Origin of the sequence: uncultured Nisaea sp., assembly GCF_963974195.1 — a bacterium.
Classification (GTDB): Bacteria; Pseudomonadota; Alphaproteobacteria; order Thalassobaculales; family Thalassobaculaceae; genus Nisaea.
Genome location: NZ_CAXBDC010000012.1, coordinates 1 through 18,238 on the forward strand (window position 1 = coordinate 1; position 18,238 = coordinate 18,238).

Here is an 18,238-nt window from a genome sequence, read left to right on the forward strand (position 1 = left end):
AGCGACAGGAAGCCGGTGATCGGCACCAGAACGGGGATGGTTTCGGCTTTTGCGGTCAGACTTGTGGCCAGCAGCGCGGTCAGCGCGACGGCGGCGGATTTCAGGAACATTCCCGGCACTCCAATAGTCCCGCTCGGCGGAACGGTAGATTCAAAATCGGGGCGAGAGGAATGTACGCGACCGCAAATGCAGTCTCGTGACGTCTCCCTGCGCCGGCATGACCCGGATCAAGTTCGATGGGTATCCTCTCAGTTCCGGTCACCCGGAACACCCCAGCATCACTGCCTGGCAACCTGCGGCGGTGTCATGAACTTGTCAAGAGAGCCCCAGGGAAGATGCCATGAACAGACCGAAACGGAATAGTGCCACGGAGTAGTTTGTCCCTCCGTGTTCCCCGCCTATTATGCGCCAATAAGAAATCCTGATGCGGAGGAAAAACCCAATGTCGAAAATCAAAATCGCGGTCATCCCGGGCGACGGTATCGGCTGGGAGGTGATCCCGGAAGGTATCAAGGTGCTGGAGGCGGCCGGGGCGAAGTTCGGCATTGAGTATGATTTCACCGAGTTTGACTGGAGCTGCGAGCGGTACAAGAAGACCGGCATGATGATGCCGCTCGACGGCATCGATCAGTTGAAGGAATTCGACTCGATCTTCCTCGGCGCTGTCGGCTTTCCGGGGGTGCCGGATCATGTCTCGCTCTGGGGACTTCTGATCCCGATCCGCCGCGAGATGGAGCAGTATGTGAACCTGCGTCCGATCCGGATGTTGAAGGGCATGGATTGCCCGCTGGCGAACCGGACGGCCGAGGATATCGATTTCTATGTCGTGCGGGAGAATAACGAGGGCGAATATTCTTCCATCGGCGGGCGCCTGTTCGAGGGTACGGACCGCGAGATGGCGATGCAGGAAAGCGTCTTTACTCGCACGGGGACCGACCGGATCATGCGCTACGCTTTCGAGCTTTGCCAGCGCACCGGCAAGAAGAAGGTGACCTCCGCCACCAAGTCCAACGGCATCATTCACACCATGCCGTACTGGGACGAGCGTTTCGCGGCGATCTCGAAGGAATATCCGGATCTGGCGACGGATCAGTATCATATCGACATTCTGGTCGCGAATTTCGTGCTGCATCCGGACTGGTTCGACGTTGTCGTCGGCTCCAACCTGTTCGGCGACATTCTCTCCGATCTCGGCCCTGCCGTGGCCGGATCCATCGCCATCGCGCCGTCAGCGAACATCAATCCAGAAAAGAAATATCCCTCCATGTTCGAGCCGGTGCACGGCTCGGCGCCGGACATTGCGGGCAAGGGGATCGCTAATCCGATCGGGCAGATCTGGTCCGGCGCCATGCTGCTGGAACATCACGGGCATCAGGAAGCGGCCAATGCCATCGTCGCGGCCTGCGAGGCTGTCACATCCGGCGGCGGGCCGAAGACGCCGGACCTTGGCGGCCAGGCGACGACTAAGGATCTCGGCGACGCCATTGCCGCAGCTATCTGAGGTCAGGTCGATGCAAGCGCCCGTCTATTTCGAGGACCTGGAAATCGGCCAGGTCCTCGGCTCCCAGCGCAAGACCATGACGGAATCCGAGATCATCGATTTCGCCTGGAAGTACGACCCGCAGCCCTTTCATGTCAGTGTGCCGGACGCGGAAGAGAGTCCGTTCGGCGGCATTATTTCCAGCGGCTTCCAGACCCTTGCCGTCAGCTTCAGGCTGGCCTGGCAGGCGAACGGGCTGCAGGCCACCAATCTCGGTGCCGGGACCATCGACCAGTTGAACTGGCTGAAGCCGGTGCGGCCGGGCGATACGCTGCGTGTCGAAATGGAGGTGTTGGAGAAACGTCCCTCCCGCTCCAAGCCGGATCGAGGCTTTGTCCGCTTCAAATACACCACCTTCAATCAGGACGGCGAAGCGGTGATGACGATGGAGTGCCCGCAGATCGTATCCCGCCGATTGTGACGTATCGGGGACTCTTCCGCGTCTTTTTGTGGGTATTGAGTCACGAGGGAGTCCTGAAACCGTCACAACTCTGCGGCGTGCCGGTCAACGCTTCTGAGTAATGTCGCGACCCTTGGGAAGGGGCCGCATGTCACATACTCAGAGCCAGCCTGTTATTCAGGTCACGAACGTCTGCAAAACATTTCCGAACGGGCGCAAGGCGCTGGACGGGGTTTCCGTCACGCTTGCCGCGGGCGAGATGGTCGCGCTGATTGGCGCCTCCGGTTCCGGCAAGTCGACACTGATCCGGCATATCGGCGGGCTGATCGTTGCCAATAAGGGGGCGGACGGCGGCGAGATTGCGGTATTCGGCGATCAGGTGCAGGCCGGTGGCCGCCTGACCGGGGACGTGTCGCAGGTGCGGCGGCGCCTCGGTGTGATCTTCCAGCAATTCAATCTGGTGCCGCGCCTGACGGTTCTGACCAATGTGCTCGCGGGCCGGCTTGGCCGGATGCCGAAATGGCGCGGCGTCCTGATGCAGTTCTCTCATCTGGAAAAGCAGCGCGCTATGCAGGCGCTCGCGCGCGTTGGCATTGCTGCGACGGCGCGGCAGCGCGCGGCCACGCTTTCAGGCGGGCAGCAGCAGCGTGCCGCCATCGCCCGCTGTCTTGTGCAGGAATCCGAAGCCATTCTCGCGGACGAGCCGATTGCCTCTCTCGATCCGGCCTCCGCCCGCCGGGTGATGGAGACATTGTCCGACATCAACCGGACGGAAGGCACGGCCGTTCTCGTCTCGTTGCATCAGGTCGAATATGCCCGGCGCTACTGCAAGCGCACCATCGCCATGCGTGATGGCCGTGTCGTGTTCGACGGACCGTCTCTCGATCTCACCACGTCTTTTTTGCGCGAAATCTACGGCGAGGCCAGCGAGGAGCTGATCCTCCCCGATGCCGAGGATTTCGCGGAAGTGCATGAGACGGCGGAACAGCGGCTCGCCGCATTCGCCTGACCCTATTTCCCAGCATCAAGAGGAGCTGATCCCATGACGATCTTTACTCGCCTGACCGCCGCCGCGGTTCTGGCAACCGGCATTGCGGCAAGCGCCATGCCCGCTTTTGCTGATCGCGAAAATCCCAAGGAAATCAATTTCGGCATCATCGCGACGGAGAACAGCTCCGCCCAGCGCGAGAAGTGGGGGCCGTTTCTGCAGGCGCTCGAAGCGGATATCGGTATGCCGGTGAAGCCGTTCTTCGCGGCCGACTATGCGGGTGTGATCGAAGCCATGCGCTTCGACAAGGTCGATATCGCTTGGTACGGCAACAAGTCCGGCATGGTCGCGGTCGACCGCGCCGGTGCCGAGATTTTCGCACAGACGACCGAATCCAACGGCGATCAGGGTTACTGGTCGGTCATGGTCACGCACAAGGATTCGGGTCTGAGCTACGAAGACGTCATGAAGTGCGACAAGAGCCTGAATTTTGGCCTTGGCGATCCGAACTCGACCTCGGGCTTTCTGGTGCCGTCCACCTTCATCTTCGCCAAGGAAGGCGTTGATCCGAAGGAATGCTTCAAGATTGTCCGCAATGCAAACCACGAGACAAACCTGATCTCCGTCGCAACCAAGCAGGTCGACGCGGCTGTCGCATCCTCCGGCGGTCTCTACAAGCGTCTGAAATTTGCCAAACCGGAACTGTTTGCCGAGATCAAGGAAATCTGGCGCTCCCCGCTGATCGCATCCGATCCGATGGCTTGGCGCCCGGAACTGAACAAGGATCTGAAAGCCAAGATCATGAGCTTTTTCATGACTTATGGTCGTCTTGGCAGCGATGCGGAAGTGACCAAGGCGCGTGAAATCCTGGCCATGATCGATATGGGCCCGTTCGTGCCGTCCTCGAATGCCCAGCTCTGGCCGTTCTATGAGATGGACCAGATCCGTCAGCGCATGTCCATCGAGGGTGACGACACTTTCTCCCAGTCCGAGAAGAAAGAGAAGATCGCCAAGATCGACGAGAAGATCGCGGATATCCGCCGCGCCGCGGAGGCTCGCCCTCGCAAGTAACCCAGATCCTGGTTCGGTGTTTCGCCGGGCCGATATGCGGGGGCCACGTGGCCCCCGCTTCTTTTCGGGAACCAAGTCCCATGAGTGTCAGCCATGAATAATATTGCCGCCAACGGAACCCAGCCCCGCCTGGAGGACATCGTCGTGCCTGGCCGTGGCCGTCAGGAGCAGGCGTTCGACTACCTGCTCTGGGGCACTTTCCTGATCATGCTGGTCTGGAGCTTCGTGCCGTCGGACATGAACCGTATCGGGGATGTGTTCAGCGGTGGCGGTAACATGGCGATGCTGCTGTCCGATTTTCTGGAACCCAATTTCCGTTACTGGCGGAGTTATCTGGATCTTATGCTGGAGACCGTGCAGATGGCGGTCTGGGGCTCGTTCCTCTCGGTCGTGTTCGCGGTCCCCTTTGGTCTGATGGCATCGTCAAATCTGGCGCCGGCCTGGCTCAGTTTTCCGGTGCGGCGCCTGATGGATGCATTCAGGGCGATCAACGAGCTGGTCTTTGCGCTGGTTTTTGTTGCCGCTGTCGGACTTGGCCCGCTTGCCGGAGTACTGGCGCTGGCCATTCATACGACAGGGACGCTCGCCAAGCTCTTCTCCGAAGCCGTTGAAGCCATCGACCCGCGCCCGGTCGAAGGTATCCGGGCGACCGGGGCCACGAGCCTGCATGAAATCGTCTTCGGGGTGATCCCGCAGGTCTTGCCACTCTGGATTTCCTTTTCGCTCTACCGGTTCGAGGCAAATGTGCGCTCGGCCACGGTTCTTGGCATCGTCGGGGCAGGCGGCATCGGCATGTCACTGTCGGAAGCGTTGCGGGGATTCGATTACGGATCGGGCGCCGCGATCTTGTTGATTATTCTGGCGACGGTTTCACTGTTCGATATTTTTGGTGCGCGCTTGCGCAAGGTGGTGATCGATGGCGAGGATCACGCGCAGTTCGTCATCTATCTTGCGATGCTGACGGCGATTATTGTTGGAATCGAAGTTGTTTTAAGGGCTGGACCGCTCTGATCGAAAGCTTGCCGGCTCAGGAAACAGAGGCTGGGGAAGCGTTACTGGAATCGGCAAGCAGAGCTGGAATCCAGGCAAGCAAAGCTCTGAAATAAAATAGCTATTAGTTCTCGCGGATACCGCGTCCAAGAAGAACGCCGCCGACAAGGGCAACCACGCACCAGGTCACTATCACCATCGCAAGAGTTATCATGTATACTCTCCTACTCAATGGTGACAATGGTATCGCGAGGTTGTGGTTAACGCAACGTTAACCACTTCTAAAATCGAAAAATAATTTAGTATTAAAATAATGGTTTTCGCTGTGATGCGGGGCGCACATCTTCATGCGCGCCCCGTAAATGCCTTGAAATCAGTCAAGTTCGGCGATTTGATCACCCTCTAACGGAACCTCGAAGGCGTTGATGGTCATGGAAATCAGCGTGTAATAACCAAGCAGACCGACAAGATCGATCACCTGCTGCTGACCCAGTACATCGACCGCTTCGGCATAAAGAGCATCGCCGATCCTGTGGGTTTCATGCAGGGCGCGGGAGACGTCATGGACGATCCGTTCGTCCGTATTCTTGAAGGGTGGAGTTTTTCTGTCCCGGATGGCGTCCAGAATTTCTTCCGAGATGCCTGCCTTCAGGGCGAAGGGCTTGTGGACGGACCACTCGAACTGGGCGCCCCAGAACCGGCCGGTGACCATAATGGCGAGTTCGGAAAGCCGTGGCTCGAGTGAGCTGTCGAACCGGGCGAACTGGCCGAGCTGTTGTGCCTTGTCGGCCAGGGCCGGGCTATGTAGCCAGATTTTCAGCGGGCCTTCGACACGGCCACGGGGGCCATTGACGATGGCATCGTGGATTGTCCGTTGCGCATCGGACATATCCTCGGGTTTGAGGGCGGGTACACGTGACATAATGCTGGTTTTCCGGGCTCGTGAGGTGATCAGGCGGCTTTCGGGCAGGCCGGCTCGGCGCGGGCCGCTCCCCCATGGGCGTCGAGCAGGCGTTCGCGCCAGGCCCAGAGCGGATCGCTTTCTTCCAGAAGCTCGAACGGGCTGGAAACCCGCGCCCACATCAGTGTGCCAAACGGTGCGTAATCGGCATAGCTCGGGCTGGAGCCGCCGATGAAGGGCTGTTCCTCAATAACCGTGCGGATCGGTGCCAAAGCCTGATGCAGGTTCGGAAGAACCTCTTCGCGCCCGGCCTGGATCTGTTCGAGGGCGGCGCCGAAGCGTGCTTCCCGGCTCTCCTTGAAATAGTCCACGTCACGCTCGTCGCAACGGAGCAGAACATCATGGACGATGCAGCGGGCGACCAACGGATTGATGGAGCGATTTGTCCAGTCATTGATCAGCCGTGCAGCGCCGCGTCCGGCTTCGCCACCAAACAGGCTCGGGCGATCGGCATAGGTATCTTCCAGATAGCAGGCGATGGCCCAGCTGTCGTTGACGACTGTCTCGCCGTCCTTGATCACCGGAACCAGTTTCTGCCCGCTGAATTCAATCTTGGCTTTTTCCCCGAAGCGGACATGCTCGACCATAGCGTCGGCCTCGAGTCCCTTGTGGGCGAGGGCCATGCGGGCGCGCCAGCCGAACGGGCTGAACCGTGCTCCGTCCTTGCCGGACAGATCGTAAAAGGTAATGGCCATGGCGTGTCTCCCTCACAAGTGGCGCTGTTTTACGTGGCGTTGTCGTTCCGGCGGGGATCTTGCCGCGCGGGCCGCCGGGCAACAAGCTCAGAAGAGGGAAGGCAGTCCTCGCTCGCGGGCACGTGTTTCCATGGCGTCGATTTCTTCGTAATCGGCATCTGTCAGGGGCGCGAATCCGTCGATCAGGAGCGCCTCGCGGGCGGATTGCGCGGCCGGGTCTGCTATTGCCCGGTCGATTCCGCGCCGGTAGGCGGCGATGGTTTGCTCGTCACTGCTTGCGGGGACGGCATAGGGCAGGCCCGGCGCACCCGGAGTCCAGGCCAGGACCTCGACCGCATCGCATTCGTGCGGCGCGTGTTTCTGCAGCAATGCCCAGGTGACGCAATCGATCGCGGCTGTATCGGCCTCACCCGAAGTGACCATGGAAACACTGGCCCGATGGCCGCGGCTGCATACCGCGTCGCCAAAAAAGCCCGGTTTGATCCCACGCTCCGAGAGCAAGGCGCGGAAAGCATTCATGCCGGATTGGGAAAGGGCGCCATTATAGGCAAGTCTGGCACCTTCAAGCGCTTCCACGGAGCCGATCCCGGCGCCGCGCTGGACAATCACCACGCTGCTGTAGCGCGGCCCGTCGCATCCTTCCGCGCGGTAGCACGGGGTTCCGACAACACGCAGCACGTCCCGATACCGCTTGCGGAGCGGATATCCGCATATCTGGGTGAAGATCAGCCCGGGGGCGGACCATGACGCGTTTTCATCGGAAAAACGGGTGCGGTGAGGCGGGATTCCGGTCAGGCCTTCGGCGATAAACCCGCGCGCCAGTGCTTCCCACCAGGTGTTCGTCGCATCCCGGATCTCCGGAAAATCGTACATGTCGAGCGTGGCAATCATCAGGCGGTGTGTTCCGGAAAGCGTGAGAGCAGCCTCTCGATATAGTCGTCCAGGGCATGGCTTTGAACGACTGCGTCGCGGATCAGCTGATCGAAATGGCGGGTCAGGGTGCGGATATGGTCGGTCGTGTTGAAGACAAAGAAACTCTGGCCAAGGAAGAGCGAGGCGCGCAGCGGGCCGAAGATGGTCAGCGGGGCGGAGTATACCCGACGCCCATCGAACAGGTAGAGGCGCATTCTGGGATACAGCTCATCATGCAGCTGCCGCATATAGCGTAGCTGCTCATATCGGAGCGCTGGCGCCAGATCGTGCCAGATACCGGCTCCGGCGGCGAAATCATCCAGCGCCTGCCGCGGCATGCAAATCTCGATATCGGTTTCCGGGCGCCGGGTATAGGCGAGCTGGTCCTGTGCCCGTTCCAGCGCGCTGTCCCGCTCGAAAGCTTCCACGACGCCGTGTTCGTAGGCCAGGATCTCCGGTGTTTTGACCTGATCGGGCAGGTTGCTTGGGACATAACGGATCTTGTAACCGGCGGCCTCCGCATGCCATTCGGCGATGTTCCGGTCCACGGCAGCGCGCGATGCTTCGGTAATATGGATCGACCGCTGCAGGATCTCGGCGCCGAGCTGTTCCTGCTGGGTCAGGCCGAGCAGCCAGTCAAGGCTGACCTGCAGGGCCGAGGCGATGGCCGCAACCGTATCCGCGCGGGGCAGGCGTTCGTTATCGGCTGACAGCAACTGGGACAGGGTCGAGCGGTCAACGCCGACACGCCGGGCAAGGCCGGACCGGTTCATGCCGGCGCGTTCCATGCTTTCGGCAAGGCGGGTCCGGAAGATTTCGACTGTGTCTCGGCGGTCCAAGGCGGTTCCTGGCGGGAAAATAAGCAATGTTGTGTTTTATCTGCAAATTGCTTATTTGGTCAACATAAGCTGCAAAAATAGCGCAAACGCTCGTTGTTGCGGTTGTGCGGTGCGGCATACCTTGTGGGCATGTTTGAACGTCACCCCGCACCGATTTCTCGGCAAATCCCGGAAGTATCTGTTTCTCCTGGTAATGTTGACTCCGTCTTTACGCTGTCCGTCTCGTCCGTCGAGTGGCAGACCGTCGCGCTCTGGAGCGTTATTCACGGCCTTTTCGCCGCGCTGACCTATTGGCATGCTGCACTGCCTATATGGCTGTTGCCGTTGCTTGGGGCGCCGGTAGTCGCCTGGCATGCGAGTTATCAGCATGAAGCTATTCACGGTCATCCGACCAGAATCGCTTGGCTCAACACGTTGCTTGCGGGGCTGCCGATGATGCTCTGGGTGCCGTTTGGCATCTACAGGGACAGCCATCTCAAGCATCACCGTAACGAATATCTGACCGATCCGATCGAGGATCCGGAATCCTTTTATGTCACGCCCGACGCATGGAGCCGGTTTTCCGCGCTGCGGCGGATGATCTATCGCGCCGTGAATACGCTCGCCGGACGGCTTGTGCTCGGCCCGTTCTTTGTCGCAAGCCTGTTTCTCTGGCGCGAGGCGCGTGATCTTGCGCGGGGAAAAGGACGCGTGAAGGACTGGGCCTTCCATGCAGTGGGGCTGGCCCTGCTTGCGGTCTGGATTACCGGAGTCTGCGGCATGCCGCTTTGGCTCTATTTGCTCTGCTTTGCCTATCCGGGGACGGGATTGCTGCTGCTTCGCTCATTCGCGGAACATCACGCGGCACCCGAGGCCGATGACCGGACGGCGATTGTCGAGGCGGAAGCCCCGCTGGCTTTGTTGTTCCTGAACAACAATCTGCATGTGGCGCACCATGCCTGCCCGGGCGTGCCCTGGTATGCGCTGCCGCGTTATGAGGTTTTGCGGAGGCGTTTGACCGGTGGCCGCGAGGAGCGGATCTATCGTGGATACCGCGAGATTGCACGGCGATGGCTGTTCCGGCCAAAAGAACACCCGGCGCATCCACATTCCTGAACCAGTAATAAACGGCGGCGTCATATGTCCGCCGCCGTTTTATTTGATTATTATTCTATACGGGGATCTTCCCGCCTTTTGGCCATGTAGGCTTTCAGTTCTTCGTCAATGGCGGGATCGATCACTGGAGCTTCGAATTCTTCCAGGAGGGCGCGGTATGTCCGGTTCGCTCGTGTAAGCGCATCCGGGCTGCCGGCTTCTTCCCAGCTTTCATAATTGCGCCAGTCCGAAAGCAGCGGTTGGTAGAACGCGGTCTCATAGCGTTCCAGCGTGTGCGCGGTGCCGAAAAAATGCCCGCCGGGGCCGACATCGCGGATAGCGTCCAGGCCGAGGCTCGCTTCGTTGATCTCCAGCGGTTGCAGAAACGCAGCCATGCCCTGAAGGAGTTCGAGATCGATCACGAACTTCTCGAAGGATGCGGTCAGGCCGCCTTCCATCCATCCGGCGGCATGCATCACCAGATTGGTGTGCCCGAGCACAACCGGCCAGAGCGACATCATGCTTTCCCAGGCTGCTTGCGCATCCACCGCGTTCGAGGCGTTGGCATTGGTCGAGCGGTAGGGCAGCCCGTACTTGCGGGCGAGCTGGCCGCCGACGAAAGCAGCCTTGGCATATTCCGGAGTTCCGAAGGCGGGAGCGCCGCTGCGCATATCCACATTCGACGTGAAGCCGCCATAGATCACCGGCGCGCCGGCGCGGACCATCTGGGTGAAGGCAATGACCGCGAGGGCCTCCGCGTTCTGCTGGGCGAGGGCGCCGGCAATGGTCACCGGGCTCATCGCGCCGGAGAGGGTAAAGGGGGTGACGCAGATGGCCTGGCCGTGGTTGGTCATTTCCATCAGGCCCTGCAGCATCGGGATGTCGACCCGGAGAGGGGAGGAGGTGTTGATGATGGAATGCATTCCGGGCCTGTCGGCGATGCTGTCACGGGTCTCGCCACGGGCGATACACAGCATGTCGATGGCATCGCTCGGCCGTTGCCGCCCGAGCGAATAGGCGTGATGCACCTTGTCGGACAGGGTCAGGAAGGAATAGTGGCAATCCAGATGCCGGGTCTGCGGCGGCAGATCCACCGGTTCGACCGGATAGCCGCCAAACAGATGGATGATGTTCGCGGTCTGGCCCATACGGACGAAATTCTGGAAATCGGCATAGTTGCCGTCCCGGCGGCCGCCTTCGAGATCACTGCAGAAGGGGGCGCTGGCAATGCTCGCGAAGTTGAGGTTGTTGCCGCCAAAGACAAGATCCCGCTCGGGGCGCCCGCCATGGAGGGTGAATTCAGACGGAGCCTTGGCAACATATTCGAGCACCATGTCAGGCTCGAAGCGGACGCGCTCGGAGCCTTCTGCGACATCGGCACCATGTTGCTTCAAAATGTCGCGTGCGGTCGCGTCCAGGAAATCAATGCCGATGTCGCTCAGGATACGGAGCGAGGCAGTGTGGATCGCTTCCAGTTCATCCTCTGAGACGATACCCATCGGTGGGTAGGGAGAGCGCAACCGGGACCACTCAGCCTGCCTGATCTTCCGGTCCGTGCCGGCCGAATCCGAGCGTTTTCGTGTTCGTTCGCGCTTTCTTGTGCGGCTCGGGGCTTCGGTCATCGCGATGCGTGCCTCCAAAAAAGACCTTTTTATTGCCGTAATGGTGCCCATTTTGAGGGGGTAATTGTCTAGCCATACGGCGACAAAACGTTAATGCCGGTGGTCGTATTTGGAATGAGAGGTGACGGAAACGAAAATAACGAAATGACCGTTCAAATTTTTTAGTGTCTTGTTTTTGATTTCTACTTCCCAGAAAATCGCGCTATATCAGGCTTTCTGTTTCGAGGATCTGAAAAAGCAAAGATAAATTAAGAGTAATTTTCTTTATTTTTGAATTATAAGTCGAATTGTTATGTTTGGTTAAGGTTTATAGTTAATTTTCTTTAGTGTTAATTTGATCGTCACCAGATAATATTCTACGAATCCTTTAGTTTTTGTTGGAAATAACACCAAGGCGTTGTAGAAACCCGGCACTCTTGGTCCTATATCTTGAATGTCGTGACTGAGAACCAACTTCACTCAACCGCTAGAGACTGAGAATGGCCGCAGCAAAGCAAGCATTGAATGGTAGTGATGATCCGAACTATCGCGTAACGAACAATAACGCGATTGACGTCCATGTCGGACGGCGTGTTCGGTTGCGTCGCACTCTCCTGGGCATGAGCCAGGAACAACTGGGCGAGGCACTGAATATTACCTTTCAACAGGTCCAGAAATACGAGCGCGGCTCCAACCGCATCAGCGCTTCCCGCCTTTGGGATATCGCGCAGATCCTCGATGTCCCCGTCAGCTTCTTCTTTGATGACATGACGGATGACACGGCGGCGAACTCTCCGCGCAAAGTGCGCTCTGGTTCTTCGACGACCGATTACGAGGAAAAGCCGAACGACCCGATGGCGCGGCGTGAAACGCTCGAGCTGGTTCGTGCCTATTACAACATCACCAATGTCGGTGTGCGCAAGCGCATCACTGAAATGGTGAAGTCCGTCTCCCAGGCTCTTCCGGGTGACGCATAAGCAGATGTAATGGCCCGGTAACGGGCCATTGATCAAGAGAAGCGGGTGGCCTTTGGCCGCCCGCTTTCTTTTTTGGCTCTACCCGGAAAGTGAGATCTCTCAGCCGAGTGCGACGACCGGTTCCATCCTGTCGAGGATATCGTCGGCGAGATGGCATTTGATCTGGTGGCCGCCAGCCAATGTCCGTGTTGGGGGGAGTTCCGTCTCGCACCTGTTCCCCGGCACTTCGCTTTTGTGCGGGCAGCGGGTCTGGAACGGGCATCCGGATGGCGGATTCATGGCCGACGGGATATCGCCGTCCAGCACGATATGCTTTTTCACCACCTTCGTGTCCGCGATCGGGATCGCCGAGAGCAGGGCTTCGGTATAGGGATGATAGGGTGGCGAGAAAACCTCGTCGGTTGTTCCCTGTTCCACGATATGACCGAGATACATCACGATCACCCGGTCCGCGATATAGCGGACGACGGAGAGATCATGGCTGATGAACAGCATTGTCGTGCGCGACGCACGCTGAATATCCATCAGCAGCTCCGTCACCGCCGCCTGCACGGAGACGTCGAGCGCGGATACCGGCTCATCCGCGACCACGACCTTCGGGGCGCCGGCAAAAGCGCGGGCCACGCCGATCCTCTGTTTCTGGCCACCTGAAAGCTGGCGCGGCATGCGCTTGGCGAACGCGCGCGGCAGTTTGACCAGATCGAGCAGTTCCAGCATCCGCTCCGTACGGTCTTTCGGGCTTTTCCCAATGCCAAACCGTTCCAGGGTCCGGACGATCTGGGAGCCGACCGTATGGCTGGGATTCAGCGTATCGAACGGGTTCTGGAACACCATCTGGATGGAGCTGATGGTGCCGGTGTCCCGGTCGCCGATATCCGTGCTTCCGATCTCGATATTGCCGAGGGTGACGGTGCCTTCCGTTGCGGTCTCAAGGCCAAGCAGGATCTTGGCGAGCGTGGATTTTCCGCATCCGGATTCACCGACGATCGCCACGGTTTCCGCCTCGCGGGCCGAGAAGGTGATTTCCTCGTTCGCCTTCACCACACGGGTCTCGCCACCGCCGAACATCTGGTTCGCGGCAACCTCGTAATATTTCTTCAGGCCGGTGACGGTCAGAATGGTTTCGCCGGGCTCCGTCGCCTCGATGATGCCGTCATGCTTGACCGGGGCGTCCCAATCGATCTCGGCCACGCGTTCGCAGCGTGAATAATGCTCCCCGTCCAGACCGGTATCCCGCATGTGGATCTCACCAACATCGCACCTGCCTGCTTCGAAGTAGGAGCAGCGCGGTCCGAAATTGCATCCCTGCGGCCGTTCGTGGGGCAGGGGCAGCTGGCCTGGAATGGCGACGAGGGGCTGGGCATATTTGTCCGCTCCGGGAAGCGGGATCGAGCGGAACAGACCTTGCGTATAGGGATGCCGCATCCGGTCGAATACGCCTTTAACAGAGCCGGTTTCGACCGCCTCGCCGGAATACATCACCGTGATCCGGTCGCATGTTTCCAGGATGAGGCCGAGATTGTGCGAGATGAACAGCATGGACGTGCCGAACCGGCTGCCGAGTTCCTTCACCATCTCGACGATGCCGGCTTCAACCGTGACATCAAGCGCTGTCGTCGGCTCGTCCATCAACAGCAGGGCGGGCTTAGACAGCAGCGCCATGGCGATGACGATGCGCTGCTGCTGGCCGCCGGAAAGCTGGTGCGGATATGAATCCATCATCCGCTCCGGATCGGGCAGGCGCACGGCCTGCATCATCTCCAGAGCCCGGTCATAGGCTTCGTCCACACTTGTATTCTCATGCAGGATCGGCACTTCCATGAGCTGCTTGCCGACCCGCATGGCGGGATTCAGGCTGGCCATCGGCTCCTGGTAGACCATGGCGATCTCGGAGCCGCGGATTTTCCGCAGTTCTTTCTCGCTCATGGTGGTCAGCTCGCGGCCCTTGAACTTGATGGAGCCGGCGGTGATTTTTCCCCGGTTGGAGAGATCCCGCATGACGCCGAGGGCGACCGTGGACTTGCCGCAGCCGGACTCGCCGACCAGGCCCATGGCCTCGCCCGGCATGACCTTGCAAGAAAAATCCATCACGGCAGGGATCTCACCGGCGCGGACAAAGAAGGAGATCGAAAGGTTTTTGATCTCGAGGATTGGTTCTGTCATGTCCGTGCCCCCCTCAGTCTTTCAGTGACTGCTCGCGCAGTCCGTCGGCCAGCAGGTTCAGTCCGAGGACGAAAATTGCCAGCGCAAGGGTTGGAGGCAGGGCGATGGTGGGGACGATCCGGATAAAGGCCCGGGTCTGGTTGATCATCGATCCCCAGTCAGGGCTTTCGGGTGCCAGGCCGAGGCCGAAGAAGCCGAGGGTGCCGAGCAGGATTGTCGTGTAGCCGATGCGCAGGCAGGCATCGACGATCAGCGGGCCGCGTGCGTTGGGCAGGATCTCCCAGAGCATGATGTACCAGGCATTCTCGCCCCGTGTCTGGGCGGCTGCCACATAATCCCGCGTCTTGATGTCCATGGTGATGCCGCGGACGATACGGAACACCGTCGGTGCGTTCACGAAGACGACCGAGGCGAAGATATTCAGCTCGTTCGGCTCAAGCGTGATGATGCTGAGAGGATCGGCATTGAAGACCAGTCCGGAATAGAGCCAGCCGCCGATCAGAAGCACGCAGATGAGCTGGATCGTCAGCAATCCGGGACGGGTCGCGTACCGGCTGTAGAACAGCACGCTGAAGAAAATGATCGGGAAGATGAAGAAGAACCCGGCCATGGCCACGGGGATGGGGGTTTCCCGGATACCCGGTGTGACAAGCAGGTAGAATAGCAGGATCACCGGGAAAGCCAGCACCAGATTGGCAAGGAACGACATGATCGCATCGATCTTGCCGCCGTAATAGCCAGCCGGGAGGCCGATGGTAATACCGACGATGAAGGCAAATAATGTCGCGGCAGGTGCAATGACAAGCACGAAGCGGGAGCCATGCACCATGCGGCTGAACAGATCGCGCCCGAGATTGTCCGCACCGAAGAGAAGCGCCTTGCCTGTCTCTGCATCGATCACGCCGGGAGCCTTGCGTTTCAGCATGGCGAACTGCTCAAGCGGATCGAAGACCGCGACCCAGTCGGCGAAAATGGCCGTCAGGATCCAGAACAGCACGATCACAAGCCCGACCATGCCGATGGTGCTGCCGAACAGGCGGCCGTAAAGATTGAGGTTGTGGCGGAAGTAGTAGCTGACGGAGAGGATGACCGCGAGAGACAGCCAGACCGGCCAGAACTGGCTGATCACTGTCCCCCAGATTTCGAAGAACCCGATATATTCCAGCATTGCCTTATCTCCCCCCTCAATTCACGCGAATGCGCGGGTTGAGATAGGCGTACCCGATATCTGAAATGAGCTGCGTGAGCAGCACGACGACGACCGACACCAATGAACAGCTGAGCAGCAAGTCGATGTCGTTATTGTCGGCAGCTTCCACCAAGGTCCACCCGAAGCCTTTGTAGTTGAATAGCTTTTCAACGATGACCACGCCGGTCAGGAGCCAGGGAAACTGGAGCATGATGACGGTGAAGGGAGCGATCAGCGCGTTCCTCAGCGCATGACGCAGGACCTGGGCGCGGAAGGACAAGCCCTTGAGGCGCGCCGTGCGGATATATTGCGCCGTCATCACCTCGGCCATTGAGGCGCGGGTCATGCGGGCGATATATCCGGTGCCATAGATCGCCATGGTCATGACGGGCAGCGCGAAATTGTTGAAGTCGATGCCGCCGGCTTTCGAGACGCCCTTCAGGACGCCGAGCCAGGAGGCGAAGAGAACGGTAAAGAGGATGCCCGAGACATATTCGGGCGTTGCCGTCGAGGCGATGGCCACGACCGAGAGGCTCCGGTCTGTCTTCGATCCCTCTCTCATCCCTGCCAGCACACCGATGACGAGGGCGGATGGCACCATGGTGATCATGACCCAGAACATCAGGGTTCCGGTATATCCGATACGGGGGGCGAGAACCTCTGCGACCGGCTTGCGGAAGCGGGTGGAATTGCCGAAATCGCCTGTCGCCGCATTACCTATCCACACGGCATAGCGCTCCAGGATGGGCTTTCGGTAGCCTTCCTTCAGCAGCCAGCTTTCAACCGCTTCTTCGGTCATGCGGTTATTGTTCTGTTCAAGCGCGAGCTTCTTCAGATTGGGCTCGAGATTGACCAGATAGAATACGACGAATGTCAGACAGACCATGGTCGCGACCATGACGCCGAGCCGCCTCAGGATAAATAACAGCATATTGTCCCCGTGTGCCCCGTTTCGGGCGGGCGTTTTTTTGCCCTTATTCTCCCTTGCCGGGAGTTAAAAGCCCGCCCCGGTCAGACCGGGGCGGGCTCGTTCATGTCGATCAGCCTTCGTCGAGCCAGACTTTTTCGAAATGCATCTCGAAAGTCGGGTGCATGGCATCGCCCTGCACGGACTCGGCCATGTGCTTGTAGAGCGAGCGCCAGTACGGCTGGATGATGATGCCGGAGCTCTGCAGGATCTCTTCCAGGTCCTTCATCACTTCGCGGCGCTTGTCCGTATCGGCGATGGCAAGGGCTTCGTCGAGTTTCTTGTCGAAATCCGGGTTGGACCAGCCTGCTTCGTTCCAGGCTTCGCCGGATCGGTAGCCCAGCGCAAGAACCTGCACGCCGAGGGGGCGCATGTTCCAGTTGGTGGTCGAGAACGGATATTTCGTCCAGTTGTTCCAGAAGGAGGAGGAGGGAATGATGGTCCGCTTGACCTTGATACCGGCATCGCGGATCTGGGCGGCGATGGCATCGGTGGTGTTTTTCCGCCAGTCATCGTCGATGGAGATCAGCTCATGCTCGAAATCGGACTGGCCGGCATCGGCGAGGAGCTTCTTCGCTGCTTCCGGATCGCGCTTGATTTCCGACAGCTTGTAATATTCCGGATGCATCGGGCCGACATGATGGTTTTCGGCCACGCTGCCGGAACCGCCATAACCGATCTGCAGGACGACATTGTTATCGACGGCGAGCTGCAGGGCGTTCCGCACGCGGACATCGTCATACGGCTTGTTGGCGACGTTCATGCGGGCAACGATGGTTGCCGCGGTGATCGCTTCTGATTTCTTCAGGTCGAGGCTGTCGAGAATTTCGACGAAGTCAGCCGTGGTCTGATAATTGACATGGACGTCGCCTGCTTCGAAAGCAGCAACCTCGGCGGCCGGATCGGTGCCGTAATCGGTCCATTCGATGGCGTCGAGAAAGGCTTCTCCGCCCCACCATTTTCCGTCCTTGCGCCGCACACAGCGGGCGGAAACACCGACTTCCAGGCTGTCGAGTTCGAACGGGCCGGTACCGATCGGGTTCTTGGAAAGATCAGCGCCGTTCTTGTCGAAATTGCGATGGACGATCAGCGCCGGATAATCGGTCATGCCCGGGATAATGCTGATATCCGATTTCGGCAGGGTCAGCTTCACTGTGTGGCTGTCGACCTTGGTGATCGAGCCTGCGAGTGCCTTGTTGGTCTCCGGATCGATCATGGTCGCCATGCGGCCGGCCATCGAGTTGCCCTCGACGTCCTTTTCGCACCAGCGCTCAAGGTTGTAGACCACATCGTCCGCGTCGAACGCGTCGCCATTGTTCCAGGTTACGCCCTTGCGGACCTTGAGGACATATTCGGTCGCGTCGTCATTGACCTCCCAGCCTTCCAGCAGGGCCGGCTCGAACGTGTAGGCCGATGTGTAGGATACCAGGTTTTCGCAAACCTGCCGGGCGACGTTGCCCATTTCGGACCAGTCGAAGATCCGCGGATCAACAACCCGGCGCACACTCATCGAGACCTTGAGGGTGCCGCCCTTCTTACCCGCCGCATGCGCTGTTTTCGGCGCTGCCATGCCGAGCAGACCGTAGGCCGTGGCCGTTGTCGCACCAAGCGCGCTGGCAAGCGCGAGGAACTCACGCCGGTCCATTTTGCCTTTTTTGGTGTCTGCCGCCCAACTGCTGACGATCTGGTTCAGCGGCCGTCCCGAACGGTCCTGCAATTCCCTGTTCATATCTTTGTCTCCCTGTTGTGCAAAGGTGCGCCCCGGAGCACGCGTGGCCCGGATCATAGTGCTCTCAAAGCGACATCTAAAGTGTCGTTTTTAGAACATACGATCACCAATAGTGAAATGTGACGCTGCAGCAAATGTCCAA

Annotated in this window: 16 protein-coding genes and 1 riboswitch; of the genes, 7 read left to right on the forward strand and 9 right to left on the reverse strand. The window is 59.3% G+C overall.

Going from position 1 to position 18,238, the window contains the following annotated elements:
- Positions 1-186 precede the first annotated feature (186 nt).
- Positions 187-285: riboswitch (TPP riboswitch) on the reverse strand.
- A gap of 157 nt (positions 286-442) precedes the next feature.
- The 5 genes from AAC126_RS04445 to phnE all read left to right on the forward strand — a co-directional run bounded on the left by AAC126_RS04445 (position 443) and on the right by phnE (position 5,010).
- A complete protein-coding gene (locus AAC126_RS04445) occupies positions 443-1,501 on the forward strand; it encodes a tartrate dehydrogenase (protein ID WP_339850481.1) in 1,059 nt (352 codons plus the stop codon).
- A 10-nt stretch (positions 1,502-1,511) separates the two neighbouring features.
- Positions 1,512-1,961 (forward strand): MaoC family dehydratase, encoded by a 450-nt coding sequence (locus tag AAC126_RS04450; protein ID WP_339850482.1) that lies wholly within the window; start codon positions 1,512-1,514, stop codon positions 1,959-1,961.
- Between the two features lie 127 nt (positions 1,962-2,088).
- Positions 2,089-2,949: a phosphonate ABC transporter ATP-binding protein gene (gene phnC, locus AAC126_RS04455; RefSeq protein WP_339850483.1), complete on the forward strand. Its 861-nt coding sequence runs from the start codon at positions 2,089-2,091 to the stop codon at positions 2,947-2,949.
- Between the two features lie 33 nt (positions 2,950-2,982).
- The gene (phnD, locus tag AAC126_RS04460; RefSeq protein WP_339850485.1) at positions 2,983-3,999 is read left to right on the forward strand and encodes a phosphonate ABC transporter substrate-binding protein; all 1,017 of its coding nucleotides are present in this window, start codon (positions 2,983-2,985) and stop codon (positions 3,997-3,999) included.
- A 93-nt stretch (positions 4,000-4,092) separates the two neighbouring features.
- Positions 4,093-5,010: a phosphonate ABC transporter, permease protein PhnE gene (gene phnE, locus AAC126_RS04465; RefSeq protein WP_339850487.1), complete on the forward strand. Its 918-nt coding sequence runs from the start codon at positions 4,093-4,095 to the stop codon at positions 5,008-5,010.
- A 352-nt stretch (positions 5,011-5,362) separates the two neighbouring features.
- Here the strand turns inward: phnE and AAC126_RS04470 are convergent, their stop codons facing one another.
- From AAC126_RS04470 to AAC126_RS04485, 4 genes are all read right to left on the reverse strand, one after another.
- A complete protein-coding gene (locus AAC126_RS04470) occupies positions 5,363-5,911 on the reverse strand; it encodes a carboxymuconolactone decarboxylase family protein (RefSeq protein ID WP_339850489.1) in 549 nt (182 codons plus the stop codon).
- A gap of 29 nt (positions 5,912-5,940) precedes the next feature.
- Positions 5,941-6,645, reverse strand: a complete 705-nt coding sequence (locus AAC126_RS04475) for a glutathione S-transferase N-terminal domain-containing protein (RefSeq protein WP_339850491.1) — start codon at positions 6,643-6,645, stop codon at positions 5,941-5,943.
- A gap of 87 nt (positions 6,646-6,732) precedes the next feature.
- Entirely contained in the window at positions 6,733-7,536 is an 804-nt protein-coding gene (locus AAC126_RS04480; protein WP_339850493.1) for a PhnD/SsuA/transferrin family substrate-binding protein, read from the reverse strand.
- Complete coding sequence (locus AAC126_RS04485) at positions 7,536-8,396, reverse strand: helix-turn-helix transcriptional regulator (protein ID WP_339850494.1); 861 nt, start codon at positions 8,394-8,396, stop codon at positions 7,536-7,538. The genes AAC126_RS04480 and AAC126_RS04485 overlap by 1 nt, the downstream gene beginning before the upstream one ends.
- A gap of 129 nt (positions 8,397-8,525) precedes the next feature.
- On the opposite strand from AAC126_RS04485, the gene AAC126_RS04490 reads away from it, so the two are divergent.
- Positions 8,526-9,491, forward strand: coding sequence for a fatty acid desaturase (locus AAC126_RS04490; protein ID WP_339850496.1), 966 nt, complete (start codon positions 8,526-8,528; stop codon positions 9,489-9,491).
- Between the two features lie 50 nt (positions 9,492-9,541).
- Here AAC126_RS04490 and AAC126_RS04495 read toward each other — a convergent pair whose 3' ends face one another.
- Positions 9,542-11,092 (reverse strand): trimethylamine methyltransferase family protein, encoded by a 1,551-nt coding sequence (locus tag AAC126_RS04495; protein ID WP_339850497.1) that lies wholly within the window; start codon positions 11,090-11,092, stop codon positions 9,542-9,544.
- A 479-nt stretch (positions 11,093-11,571) separates the two neighbouring features.
- Here AAC126_RS04495 and AAC126_RS04500 point away from each other — a divergent pair, with 479 nt between their 5' ends.
- Complete coding sequence (locus AAC126_RS04500) at positions 11,572-12,048, forward strand: helix-turn-helix transcriptional regulator (RefSeq protein WP_339850499.1); 477 nt, start codon at positions 11,572-11,574, stop codon at positions 12,046-12,048.
- Between the two features lie 99 nt (positions 12,049-12,147).
- Here the strand turns inward: AAC126_RS04500 and AAC126_RS04505 are convergent, their stop codons facing one another.
- The 4 genes from AAC126_RS04505 to AAC126_RS04520 form a co-directional block, all read right to left on the reverse strand.
- Positions 12,148-14,211, reverse strand: a complete 2,064-nt coding sequence (locus AAC126_RS04505) for an ABC transporter ATP-binding protein (RefSeq protein ID WP_339850500.1) — start codon at positions 14,209-14,211, stop codon at positions 12,148-12,150.
- 13 nt (positions 14,212-14,224) lie between these two features.
- Complete coding sequence (locus tag AAC126_RS04510) at positions 14,225-15,379, reverse strand: ABC transporter permease (RefSeq protein WP_339850501.1); 1,155 nt, start codon at positions 15,377-15,379, stop codon at positions 14,225-14,227.
- Positions 15,380-15,395: 16 nt separating this feature from the next.
- Entirely contained in the window at positions 15,396-16,331 is a 936-nt protein-coding gene (locus tag AAC126_RS04515) for an ABC transporter permease (RefSeq protein WP_339850502.1), read from the reverse strand.
- A 109-nt stretch (positions 16,332-16,440) separates the two neighbouring features.
- A complete protein-coding gene (locus AAC126_RS04520; RefSeq protein ID WP_339850504.1) occupies positions 16,441-18,096 on the reverse strand; it encodes an ABC transporter substrate-binding protein in 1,656 nt (551 codons plus the stop codon).
- Positions 18,097-18,238: the final 142 nt, after the last annotated feature.